9 protein-coding genes are annotated in these 11,597 nt (G+C 57.3%); 4 read left to right on the top strand and 5 right to left on the bottom strand.

Going from position 1 to position 11,597, the window contains the following annotated elements; all coding sequences use genetic code 11:
- Positions 1-48: 48 nt before the first annotated feature.
- The 5 genes from HMPREF2541_RS10295 to ligA all read right to left on the bottom strand — a co-directional run bounded on the left by HMPREF2541_RS10295 (position 49) and on the right by ligA (position 6,046).
- Entirely contained in the window at positions 49-351 is a 303-nt protein-coding gene (locus tag HMPREF2541_RS10295; protein ID WP_003824966.1) for an integration host factor subunit beta, read from the bottom strand.
- 12 nt (positions 352-363) lie between these two features.
- On the bottom strand, positions 364-2,040 hold the full coding sequence (rpsA, locus tag HMPREF2541_RS10290) for a 30S ribosomal protein S1 (protein WP_023887868.1): 1,677 nt from the start codon (positions 2,038-2,040) through the stop codon (positions 364-366).
- 164 nt (positions 2,041-2,204) lie between these two features.
- Positions 2,205-2,858, bottom strand: a complete 654-nt coding sequence (gene cmk / locus HMPREF2541_RS10285; protein ID WP_246824991.1) for a (d)CMP kinase — start codon at positions 2,856-2,858, stop codon at positions 2,205-2,207.
- Positions 2,859-3,078: 220 nt separating this feature from the next.
- The gene (locus tag HMPREF2541_RS10280; RefSeq protein ID WP_035581318.1) at positions 3,079-3,594 is read right to left on the bottom strand and encodes a ClbS/DfsB family four-helix bundle protein; all 516 of its coding nucleotides are present in this window, start codon (positions 3,592-3,594) and stop codon (positions 3,079-3,081) included.
- Positions 3,595-3,709: 115 nt separating this feature from the next.
- A complete protein-coding gene (gene ligA, locus HMPREF2541_RS10275; RefSeq protein WP_070543489.1) occupies positions 3,710-6,046 on the bottom strand; it encodes an NAD-dependent DNA ligase LigA in 2,337 nt (778 codons plus the stop codon).
- A 135-nt stretch (positions 6,047-6,181) separates the two neighbouring features.
- On the opposite strand from ligA, the gene HMPREF2541_RS10270 reads away from it, so the two are divergent.
- The 4 genes from HMPREF2541_RS10270 (at position 6,182) to HMPREF2541_RS10255 (ending at position 11,196) form a co-directional block, all read left to right on the top strand.
- On the top strand, positions 6,182-6,631 hold the full coding sequence (locus HMPREF2541_RS10270; RefSeq protein ID WP_003824977.1) for a hypothetical protein: 450 nt from the start codon (positions 6,182-6,184) through the stop codon (positions 6,629-6,631).
- 214 nt (positions 6,632-6,845) lie between these two features.
- A complete protein-coding gene (locus tag HMPREF2541_RS10265; RefSeq protein ID WP_050754466.1) occupies positions 6,846-7,367 on the top strand; it encodes a hypothetical protein in 522 nt (173 codons plus the stop codon).
- Between the two features lie 402 nt (positions 7,368-7,769).
- On the top strand, positions 7,770-10,064 hold the full coding sequence (metE, locus tag HMPREF2541_RS10260; RefSeq protein WP_003824987.1) for a 5-methyltetrahydropteroyltriglutamate--homocysteine S-methyltransferase: 2,295 nt from the start codon (positions 7,770-7,772) through the stop codon (positions 10,062-10,064).
- 256 nt (positions 10,065-10,320) lie between these two features.
- Positions 10,321-11,196 carry a prephenate dehydrogenase gene (locus tag HMPREF2541_RS10255; protein WP_003824989.1) on the top strand — a complete coding sequence of 292 codons (876 nt, stop codon included), beginning with the start codon at positions 10,321-10,323 and terminating at the stop codon, positions 11,194-11,196.
- Positions 11,197-11,597 lie beyond the last annotated feature (401 nt).

Below are 11,597 nucleotides of genomic sequence, written 5' to 3'. Positions count from 1 at the left end.
GGCTACCTGAAAATTTCAGGTAGCCTTTTATTCAGCTGAATGCCAATCTTACTTGGCGGCTTGGTCTACGCGTTCGCGCAATTCCTTGCCGGCTTTGAAGTGCGGCACGTATTTTTCGGGCACGTTCACTTTTTCGCCGGTTTTCGGGTTGCGGCCGATGCGTGCCGGACGATGGTTCAGGTCGAAACTGCCGAACCCGCGAATCTCGATACGCTGACCACGAGCCAGCGCACGGGTCATGGCATCCACCAAAACCTTCACGCTTTGCTCCACATCCTTAACAGCCAGGCGGGAATGCCCTTGAGCCAGGTACTTCTCGGCCAGATGGGCCATCAACTCTGATTTGGTCATTTTGCGCTATCCTTATTCGTTTTCGCCGCCCAGCTTGGCCTTGAGCAAGTCGCCCAGGCTGGTGGTGCCGGCGTGGCTGGCCGCTGCGTTCACGGTGTTGAGCGCTTCGCGGTTTTCTTTGGCAGTGCGGGCTTTTACCGACAGCTTGATATTGCGGTTTTTGCGGTCTACGGTAACGATGACGGCTTCCACCTCGTCGCCTTCTTTGAGCTTGGTGGTCAGGTCTTCCACGCGCTCGCTGTCGAACTCGGAAGCAGGCAGGTAGGCCACTACTTCGTCGGCCAGCTGCACTTCGGCGCCTTTGGCTTCAACAGATTTCACGGTACCTTTCACCAAGGCGCCTTTGTCGTTGATGCTGATGTAGCTGCCGAAGGGGTCGCCTTCGAGCTGTTTGATGCCCAAGCTGATGCGTTCTTTCTCTACATCGATAGACAATACAACGGCTTCCACATCTTCGCCTTTTTTGTATTTGCGCACAGCTTCTTCGCCGCTTTCGCTCCAAGAGAGGTCGGAGAGGTGTACCAGGCCGTCGATGTTGCCGGGCAGGCCCACGAAAATACCGAAATCGGTGATGGATTTAACCGCGCCGGTGAGTTTGTCGCCTTTGTTGAAGTTGGCAGCAAATTCTTCCCACGGATTGGCCTGGCATTGTTTCATGCCCAAGCTGATGCGGCGGCGGTCTTCGTCGATGTCCAGAATCATCACTTCTACTTCGTCGCCCAGCTGAACCACTTTGCTTGGGTGAACGTTTTTGTTGGTCCAGTCCATTTCGGAAACGTGTACCAAGCCTTCGATGCCCTGTTCGATTTCAACGAATGCGCCGTAGTCGGTGAGGTTGGTTACCTTGCCGAACAGACGGGTGCGGGCGGGGTAACGGCGAGCGAGGCCGCTCCAGGGGTCTTCGCCCAGCTGTTTCATGCCCAAAGATACGCGGCTGCGGTCTTGGTCGAATTTCAATACTTTGGCTTCTACTTCCTGACCCACTTCCAGCACTTCGCTGGGGTGTTTCACGCGGCGCCATGCCAAATCGGTGATGTGCAACAGGCCGTCGATACCGCCCAAGTCTACGAATGCGCCGTAGTCGGTGATGTTCTTCACGATACCTTTCACCACGGTGCCTTCCTGCAGGGTTTCCAGCAGAGCCTGACGCTCTTCGCCCAGGGTTTCTTCCAGCACGGCGCGGCGGGATACCACTACGTTGTTGCGTTTGCGATCCAGTTTGATCACTTTGAATTCAACTTCTTTGCCTTCAAAGTGAGAAGTGTCTTTCACCGGGCGCACGTCTACCAGAGAGCCTGGCAGAAAAGCGCGGATGCTGTTGATCATCACGGTGAGGCCGCCTTTGACCTTGCCGTTGATCACGCCGGAGAGGATCTCGCCGCTTTCCATGGCTTCTTCCAAAGCCAGCCAATCGGCAGCGCGTTTGGCTTTTTCGCGGGAGAGTTTGGTTTCGCCGAAGCCGTTTTCTACGGATTCGATGGTTACGGTAACGAAATCGCCGACTTTAACTTCCAGTTCGCCTTGGGCGTTTTTGAATTCGTTTAAATCAATCAGGGATTCGGATTTCAGGCCGGCGTTCACGATAACGTGTTTGTCGGTAATCGCCACCACTTCGGCGGTAATCACCTCGCCCTGATTCATTTCTTGTACGGCTGAGTATTCTTCCAGTAACTGGGCAAAATTTTCCATAAGGTTTTGTCTTTTCCACGCACGGCCAAGGAGTGCGGAGGGTTGGAGTTGATAGAAGCCTGCCACCCTTGGCATGGCAGGCGTGAGTTAAATCAATTGTTTATGCAACACAGCCGCGCCCAAGCGGAACGGATGCGCCGAAAACGCGGCATTATACAGTAACTTTATTTTTCCCGATACCAATCAAGCATTTTTTTTACTGATTCTTCAATCGTCAGCGCCGAAGTGTCGAGCAGATGGGCTTCAGGCAGCTTTTGCAGCGGCGCAACGGTGCGGTTGCGGTCGGCTTCGTCGCGTGCTTCGATATCGGCCAAAATGCGCTCGAAACCCGCGCCCGCAAGCGGTACGCCGATTTGTTTGGCACGGCGTTCGGCACGCACCTGCGGCGAAGCGGTGAGGAAAACCTTGAGCACGGCATCGGGGAATACCACCGAGCCCATATCGCGCCCGTCGGCCACCAGCCCCTGTTCGGTTAGAAACGCACGCTGCCGCTGCAACAAAGCCGTGCGCACCGCCGGCAGCGCCGCCACCCGTGATGCCCCCATGCCGATTTCTTCGCTGCGGATGGCGGCGGAAACATCTTCCCCGTCCAACAGCACCGCGCCTTCAACAAACTCCACCGGCAAAGCCTGCGCCAGCGCGGCCACCGCAGCTTCGTTATCCCAAGCGATTTGGCGGTTGCGCGCATAGAGCGCGGTGATGCGGTAGAGCGCGCCCGAATCCAGATAACGCCAGCCCAAGGCATCCGCCACCCGCTGCGCCACCGTGCCTTTACCCGATGCGCTCGGCCCGTCGATTGCGATTACTTTTTGCGGCATAGCTGTCTCCGAAAAAAACGCCATCTTACCTGAGATTGCCGATGAACGGGGCGGGGATGGCGCAGATAGGGGAGGTGTGGGGAGAAAAGGCTACCTGAAAATGGGGCGGCTAAATGGCAGGGAACAGGTTTTCAGGTAGCCTTTAAGACAGTTTTAGCAGGGTGCGGAACTTGTGCACATGGGTAGTATTTCTAATTAAGTGCGCCTCTACAGCATGTGTCTAGTCATGCAGATTCTGCTTTTTCCATTTGCGGATATGCGCTCGGAAGTTGGTAAACGGCGCAACCGTATTGATGTGCACCCATTTCCAGACCGGCCATTTTGCCTGGTTGTTTGCCCATCTGCGCTGGTTCGGCTCAAATAACTCCTGTTCGGACAGCGTTTCCAGCCATGTGCAGATTTGGGCAGCCTGCTCACGCAATCGGGCTTGAGCCTCTTGCAGCGAGAGGCTGCCGTATTGCCGGTAAAACTGCTGATACAGCCCGCCCAAATCGTTCCATTTGTAGCCTTCGGCGGGCGTATGAACGGTTTGGCCTGCCTGCTCGTCTCGCTCCCATTGCAACAGCAGGCCGGTCCAACCGAGTTGGTAGGCCAGATGTTCGGCCGGAGTTTTGCCGTCGGGTACGGCACGGCGGTGTTTGTCGGCTTCGGCAATATCGGCAAATTCAGCGAGGTATTTGTCTAGCGCAGTGTGGATGGCTGTAATCAGTTCGGCGGCGTTGGCGTAGGTTTTCATGGAGCTGTCTTTGTATTGATTTGCGTGCATGCAATTTGGGTTATCACTTAGCCAAACCATTATGCGCCCAAGTGGGTTACAGATAAGGGAACAGGTTTTCAGGCAGCCTTTGAAGCTAGTTCCCCAGCATCCCCAGCAACTCTTCTTCGCTCAACACCGCCACGCCCAGTGCCTGCGCCTTTTCCAGTTTGCTGCCTGCGGCTTCGCCGGCCACCACGAAATCGGTTTTTTTGGACACGCTGCCGCTCACTTTGCCGCCGGCGGCTTCGATGAGGGCAGCGGCTTGGTCGCGTTTCAGGGTGGGCAGGGTGCCGGTTAGGACGAAGGTTTTGCCGGCGATTGGGTGGTTTTCGGGGTGCAGGCTGCCTGAAACGTTGTCTGTGCTGCTTTCAGGCAGCGCTTCGGTGAAGGCAGTGATTTCTTGCAGCAGGGCGGCGTGTGCAGGCTGCCTGCGCCAGTTTTGCCATTCTTGCGGCAGGGCTTGGTCGGTTTGCAGGGCGTGCAGGCTGCCTGCGAGTTGCCAGAGTTCGGCGGCGCGTTTTTCGCTGAGTTTGATGTTGGGCAGGCGTTGCAGCCATTGTTCGGGGGCGGCGTTGGCGCGGGTTTGCGGCGATGGAGCGGCGGCTTGCGGGGCGACGTGTTGCAATAGGTCGTCCAGCATTTTTTGCTGTGCAGGCTGCCTGAAATAGTGGGCGATGGCGTGGGCGACGACGCTGCCGATGTCGGGCAGGCAGGCGAGTATGGGTTCGGGGGCGCGGCGCACGGTGTCGAGGTTGCCGAACGCGGCGGCCAGCTGCTTGGCGGTGCTTTCGCCGACGTGGCGGATGCCGAGGGCGAACAGGAAGCGGGCGAGCGGCGGGGTGCGGCTTTGGGTGATGCTGTCCAAGATGTTTTGCGCCCATTTGGTGGCGGCGGATTTGCTGTCTTTGATGGTTTGCAGTTTGTCGATATCTAATTGATAAATATCGGCAAAGCTGTGCAATACGTCGGCGGCGACGAGGGCTTCGATTTGTTTGTCGCCCAGCCCGGCGATGTCCATGGCTTTGCGGCTGGCGAAGTGGATAAGGCCTTGTGCGCGCTGGGCTTGGCAGAGCATGCCACCGGTGCAGCGGGCAACGGCTTCGCCGGGTTCGCGTTCTACGGCGCTGCCGCACACGGGGCAGGTTTCTGGCAGCCTGAACGGTTCGTACTTCGCTGCTATTTGTTCGCCCAATAAATCAACGGGTTGCATTGGGCGGCGTTCCAACAGCACGCGCACCACTTCAGGAATCACGTCGCCTGCGCGGCGCACGACCACGGTGTCGCCCACGCGCACGTCTTTGCGCGCCACTTCGTCTTGGTTATGCAGCGTGGCATTGGTCACGGTAACGCCGCCCACGAACACGGGCGCAAGCCGCGCCACGGGGGTGATTGCGCCGGTGCGGCCGACTTGCACGTCAATCGCTTCCACGGTGGTGAGCGCTTCTTCGGCGGGGAATTTGTGGGCAATCGCCCAACGCGGCGCGCGCGACACGAAGCCGAGTTGCTGCTGTTCGGCCAACGAGTTCACTTTGACGACCATGCCGTCGATTTCATACGGCAGGCGAGGGCGGTGTTCGGCCAGCCGTTCGTATTCGCACAACACGGCCGCCGCGCCGGTGTACGCGCCGAAATAGCCTTCGGGCAGGGAAAAGCCGAGTTCGTGCAGCAGCGCGAGCTCTTCCATGTGGCTTTCAGGTAGCCTTTCCGCACCCGAAAGCTGGGCGATGCCGTAGGCGAAAAAATGCAGTTTGCGCTGCGCGGTGATTTTGGAATCGAGCTGGCGCAGGCTGCCTGCGGCGGCATTGCGCGGATTGGCGAAGGGCTTTTGGCCGGCTTCGAGCTGGCGTTGGTTCAGCGCGGCAAAATCGGCTTTGAGCATCAGCACTTCGCCGCGCACTTCCAACAGTGCAGGCTGCTTTTCGCCGTGCAGTTTCAGCGGGATGTTGCGCACGGTTCTGATGTTTTCGGTCACGTTTTCGCCCGTGGTGCCGTCGCCGCGCGTGGCAGCCTGCACCAAAATCCCGTTTTGATACAACAGGCTGACGGCCAGCCCGTCAAATTTCGGCTCGGCGGCGTATTCCACCTGCGCCACGCCCAGTTCCTTGCACACGCGCTCGTCAAACGCCAAAAATTCGGCGTGGTCGAACGCGCCCGTTTCGTCGTCGCGCGGCGAAAACGCGTTGTTCAACGACAACATCGGCACGGCGTGCACCACGGTTTCAAAGCCGTCCAACACCGCGCCGCCCACCCGCTGCGTGGGGCTTTCGGGCAGCCTGAACTGCGGATGCTCGGCTTCCAGGGCTTCCAGCTCGCGGTAGAGCCGGTCGTATTCGGCATCGGGCACGCTGGGTGCGTCCAAAGTGTAGTATTCGTGGGCGTAGCGGTTGAGCGTTTGCACAAGGGTGCGGATGCGTTGTTGGGGGGTGGACATGGTGGCGGGTGGTGTGAGCAAAAAAGACGGCGCATATTATCACGCGCCCAAGGAGAAGAGGCTACCTGAAAGGAAGGAATAAAGGCTTTCAGGTAGCCTGTATAATACGCGGCATCTCTAAAGAAGGAGCCTGCCATGGCCGAATTAAACGACCATATCTACGAGCAAATCACCGCGCTGTGCGAACAAGGCGACGAGCTGGCCGAGGCGGAGCGCTATGCCGAAGCCATCGAGCGTTTTTGGCAGGCATGGGATTTGCTGCCCGAGCCGCAAACCGAATGGGAAGCCGCCACTTGGATACTGGCTGCGGTGGGCGACACCGAATTTTTGCGCGGCAGCCACGAAGCCGCCCGCGAAGCCCTCAGCCACGCCATGCACTGCCCAGATGCCATCGGCAACCCCTTTTTGCATTTGCGGCTCGGCCAGGCGCAATTTGAGTTGGGCAACTTCGAGCGCGCCGCCGACGAACTCATTCGCGCCTACGCGTTGGGCGAAGAGGAAATGTGGGCGGGCGAAGACCCGAAATACCTCGACTTCCTCGCTACTGTGTGCGAGGACATCGAAAACTACAGCCGTAAACATTGAGCCGCGTTGTTTTGCCATTTAAGGTTGGCTGAAAGCACAGCTTCAATGAAGTTAAAACGAGGCTTCCGAAGGAAGCTGAGTTTATGCGGAGCAGGCCGAGGCCGCAACGAATTGAAGCAAGCCGAGTTGCTGCATAGTTAAACTGTAAGCTATTGTTTCCAGATGGCCAGCAATTTTCAGGTAGCCTCTTACTCTATTGATTGATAAACCACCCATGCCCCTACGTTCCCGCCCGCTCACCCCCGCCGAAACCAAACTCGCCCGCAGCGTGTTTGGCAGCGGGTTGCGTTATGAACGCATCCGCCTGCACGGTGGCGCGTGGTGGCTGCCTACCCGCAATATTGCCGTTGCCCCCTTCGGCCATGTTTACTTTCCCGCCAACCGGTTCTGCCCCGATTTCGCCCAGCGACCCTTGATCGAACGCGCCTGGCTGGTGCACGAGCTGACGCATGTTTGGCAGCATCAAAATGGTTTTCCCGTTTGGTTTGGCGGCAGTTTGCTAGCCCTGCGTTTGGGCTACCTGAAAAACCGCGCCTACCGCCTGCCCATGCTCGATACTGTACCGCACTTAAACCGGCTCAATATGGAGCAACAGGCCGAAATCTTTGCCCTGTATTACCGCGCCGCCATTTGCCATGACCCCGCCGCCACCCCCTACCTGCCGCAGTTGCAACGCCTGTTGCAGCCGTTTTTTGCCAACCCGAAAAGCCGAGAACTGTGGCCGAAATGGCTTTGAAAGCCGGGCGTGGCCGTGTTTTAGCTGCGCAGAAACTCGTCTGCCTGTGGAAGCCTTGTTTCAGGTAGCCTTTGGAGCGTAATGGTAAGGCTGGCTGAGCCAACCCAGCTTAGACTTTTTTCTTCTATCCATTAAAAATTTATTTATAAAGACAGGGTGAGGTGGAAAGAAGAGAAGAACGCGGAATCTTAGAATTTTATTCAATAGTTTGAAAAATAATATTTTTCTTAAAATTAAATAAAACTAGTTTGGGCTGACTTTGCCGATTGCATTAATTTCATTCATACAAAGCAGCAAATTTATCGCTTGCAACTTGCCTCGTCCTGCCGCAAACTTGCCTCCTGAGAAATTTTACTTATTTCCTAAACATTTTCCATTTTGCAAACCATTGAAGGAGTTTTTATGAACACATTCCACCTCTCCGGCTATCCGCGCATCGGCGCGAAGCGCGAGCTGAAATTTGCCGTTGAAGCCTTTTGGAAAGGCGCGAAATCCGAAGCCGAATTGCAGCAGGTAGCGGTCGATATCCGCCGCGCCAACTGGGCCACCCAAAAAGCCGCCGGTGCCGATTTGCTGCCGGTGGGCGATTTTTCGTTTTACGACCATGTGCTGGATTTGCTCTGCACGCTGGGCGGCATCCCCTCCCGTTTCGGCTTTGATGCAGCCAAGCTGACTTTGCCGGAATACTTCCAGCTGGCACGCGGCAACGCCACCCAGTTTGCGATGGAAATGACCAAATGGTTCGACACCAACTACCACTTCATCGTGCCCGAATGGTCGGCCGACACCGAATTTAAGGTAAACGCCAAAAACCTGATTGCCCAAATCAAAGAAGCCAAAGCGCAAGGCCACGACATCAAGCCCACGCTGGTGGGCCCGGTTACGCTGGCTTGGTTGGGCAAGAAAAAAGAAGACTTCGGCTGTCGTGTAACCAAACTGCTGCTGCCCAAACTGTTGCCTGCCTATGCACAACTCTTGCGCGAACTGGCTGCCGAAGGCGTGGATTGGATTCAGATTGACGAGCCGATTTTGGCTGCCGAAGCTTCACAAGTGTGGCTGGACGCATTCGCCCCCGTGTATCAGGAATTGGCCAATACCGGCGTGCGCATCGTCATCGGCACTTATTTCGCCTCCGTGGCCGAACATCTGAACCTGCTGAAATCCCTGCCCGTACACGGCGTGCACATCGACTGCGTGCGCGCACCGGAGCAGCTCTCCGTATTTGCCGACGGCTGGCCGGACAACCGCGTGCTGTCTGTAGGCCTGATTGACGGCCGTAACGTGTGGCGCGCCAACCTGAACAAGGTAATCGACACGCTCGAGCCTGTAAAAGCCAAATTCGGCAACAACTTGTGGATTGCCCCCTCCTGCTCGCTGCTGCATAGCCCGCAAGATTTGGCCGTGGAAGAAAAACTGGACGGCGAAATCAAATCTTGGATGGCTTTTGCCGCACAGAAACTGGTGGAACTGGGCGTGGTGAAACAAGCGCTGGCACACGGCAAATCTGCCGTTCAGGCTGCCTTGGCCGAATCCGATGCCGCTGCCGCCGACCGCGCCACCAACAAGAAAATCCACAACGCAGCCGTACAAAAACGCGTGGCCGACCTGCCCAAAGGCGCCGACCAACGCAAATCACCGTTTGCCCAGCGCATTAAGGCACAGCAGGAATGGATGAAGCTGCCCGTTCTGCCCACCACCACCATCGGCTCCTTCCCGCAAACCACCGAAATCCGCCAAGCGCGCGCCGCGTTCAAGAAAGGCGAGCTCTCCGCCGCCGACTACGATGCCGCGATGAAGAAAGAAATCGCCTACTGCGTGGAAATCCAAGAGAAATTGGAATTGGATGTGCCCGTACACGGCGAAGCCGAGCGCAACGACATGGTGGAATACTTCGGCGAACAGCTGGCCGGCTACTGCTTCAGCCAGTTCGGCTGGGTGCAGAGCTACGGCAGCCGCTGCGTGAAACCGCCGATTATTTTCGGCGATGTATCCCGCCCCAATCCGATGACCGTTTATTGGTCTACCTACGCGCAAAGCCTCACCAAACGCCCGATGAAAGGCATGCTCACCGGCCCGGTAACCATGTTTAAATGGTCGTTTGTGCGCGACGACGTACCGCTGAGCGTGGTGGCCAAGCAAATCGCACTGGCGTTGAACGACGAAGTGCTGGATTTGGAAAAAGCAGGCATTAAGGTTATCCAGATCGACGAGCCCGCCATCCGCGAAGCCATGCCGCTGAAAAAAGCGCAGTGGGACGAATACCTGGCCTGGGCCTGCGAAGCCTTCCGCCTCTCCAGCACCGGCGCGGAAGACAGCACCCAAATCCACACCCATATGTGCTATTCCGAGTTCAACGACATCCTGCCCGCCATCGCCAGCATGGATGCAGACGTGATTACCATTGAAACTTCACGTTCCGACATGGAATTGCTCACCGCGTTCGGCGACTTCAAATACCCGAACGACATCGGCCCCGGCGTGTACGACATCCACAGCCCGCGCGTGCCCACCGAAGCCGAAGTGGAACGCCTGCTGCGCAAAGCGATGGAAGTGGTGCCGGTAGAGCGCCTGTGGGTCAACCCCGACTGCGGCCTGAAAACCCGCGGCTGGAAAGAAACCTTGGAACAGCTTGAAGTGATGATGGCGGTTACCAAGAAACTGCGTAAAGAGTTGGCGGATAAAAACGTTACCCGCTAAACGCTGAGGCAGTTGGAATGAGTAAAGGCTACCTGAAATTTTCAGGTAGCCTTTTTGTTTGTGTAGGTGTCAGGTAGCCTTTGGTGCCGTTTGAGTTTCGTCAAAGCTATACTTTAGCTTTGCGGCAACTCGTCTTTCTGCGGAAACCTCGTTTCAGGTAGCCTTTGGTATGCGGAGTAAGAAACTGCCCTATTGCCGGGCAGGCTTTGCGGCTAGAATATTTACCTGTGATTAGCGAATGGGAAAAGGACGAACAATGGCTTTGTTGCGGCGGATGGTGGTGGTTGGGGTTGGCCTGATTGGCGGCTCGCTGGCTTTGGATGTGAAGCGGCTGGGGCTGGCGGATTGTGTGGCGGGCGTGGATACGGATGTGGCCAATCTGCGGCAGGCGCTGGATTTGGGCGTGGTGGATAAAGGCTTTGCTTCGCTTGGGCAGGCCATATCGGCCGATACGGATTGGGTGCTGCTGGCTACGCCGGTGGGTGCGGTGGGGCGGATTTGCGCGGAATTGGCGCCGCTCTTGCCGGCGGGGTGTGTGGTGAGCGATGTGGGCAGCACCAAACAGTCGGCACTGGCGGCGTTTGCGCGGTATTTGCCTGCTGCATGGCCGCGCTGTGTGGCGGCACACCCGATTGCGGGCACGGAACGTTCGGGCGCGGCGGCGGCACAGGCCGGGCTGTTTGCAGGCAAACGGCTGATTATTTGCCCGCACGAGGGGCAGGATGCGGCGGCGCTGGCGCGGGTGGCAGCCTTGTGGCAGGCAATGGGCGCGCGGGTGGAACACATGGATGCGGCGGCGCACGATGCGGCGTTTGCGGCGGTATCGCACCTGCCGCAGCTCTTGGCCTATGCCTATATGCGGCAGGTGGCGCATGCGCCGGAGGCGGAGGCATGGCTGCGGTTGGCGGGCAGCGGTTTCCGCGATTTTTCCCGCTTGGCGGCCAGCGAACCGGCGATGTGGGCGGACATTGCGCTGACCAACCGCGACAACCTGCTGGCTTTATTGGACGGACAACAGCAACAGCTGGCACGGCTGCGCGAATGTTTGGCACAGGAAGACGGAGCGGGCTTGCGGGAGATATTTGCCGAGGCGAGCACGGCGCGGCATGAGTGGGAAAAGGGAAGAGGGTAGAGAATTTCAGGTAGCCTTTTGAGGCTACCTGAAAGTTTTTGGATGAGTGGCAACGGTGGTTAAACTTCGTTGAAGCAGCAGTAGGTTGTGTTTTTGAGTCCGACCTACGGCTTTTCAGGGGGCGTGTAGTGTGTGTGCGGAACGCACGCACGGATTATCTAAACTCAAACGGTGGTGTGCGTGCCTGCGGCACACACCCTACAGCCGCTTAGTGCGTAGCTTGGATTGGGAAAGCTAATGGTTCACTTGATTTGTTGGGTTATGCCTGTGGCTAACCCAACCTTGTTTCGTTTTAACTTCGTTGAAGCTGCGCTTTCAGGTAGCCTTTTGAGGCTACCTGAAGGTTTTTTGATGATTGGGAAAGACGTATAGTGGATTAACAAAAATCAGGACAAGGCGGC

The organism is Eikenella sp. HMSC061C02, assembly GCF_001809035.1.
Lineage (GTDB): Bacteria > Pseudomonadota > Gammaproteobacteria > Burkholderiales > Neisseriaceae > Eikenella > Eikenella corrodens.
The sequence above is the reverse complement of the archived record's forward strand: the minus strand, read 5'-3'. Positions and strand labels throughout refer to the sequence as shown.

Coding starts and splice junctions, on each gene's coding strand:
- HMPREF2541_RS10295 (WP_003824966.1), bottom strand. CDS start 351: ATGACCAAATCAGAGTTGATGGCCCATCTGGCCGAGAAGTACCTGGCT.
- rpsA (WP_023887868.1), bottom strand. CDS start 2,040: ATGGAAAATTTTGCCCAGTTACTGGAAGAATACTCAGCCGTACAAGAA.
- cmk (WP_246824991.1), bottom strand. CDS start 2,858: ATGCCGCAAAAAGTAATCGCAATCGACGGGCCGAGCGCATCGGGTAAA.
- HMPREF2541_RS10280 (WP_035581318.1), bottom strand. CDS start 3,594: ATGAAAACCTACGCCAACGCCGCCGAACTGATTACAGCCATCCACACT.
- ligA (WP_070543489.1), bottom strand. CDS start 6,046: ATGTCCACCCCCCAACAACGCATCCGCACCCTTGTGCAAACGCTCAAC.
- HMPREF2541_RS10270 (WP_003824977.1), top strand. CDS start 6,182: ATGGCCGAATTAAACGACCATATCTACGAGCAAATCACCGCGCTGTGC.
- HMPREF2541_RS10265 (WP_050754466.1), top strand. CDS start 6,846: ATGCCCCTACGTTCCCGCCCGCTCACCCCCGCCGAAACCAAACTCGCC.
- metE (WP_003824987.1), top strand. CDS start 7,770: ATGAACACATTCCACCTCTCCGGCTATCCGCGCATCGGCGCGAAGCGC.
- HMPREF2541_RS10255 (WP_003824989.1), top strand. CDS start 10,321: ATGGCTTTGTTGCGGCGGATGGTGGTGGTTGGGGTTGGCCTGATTGGC.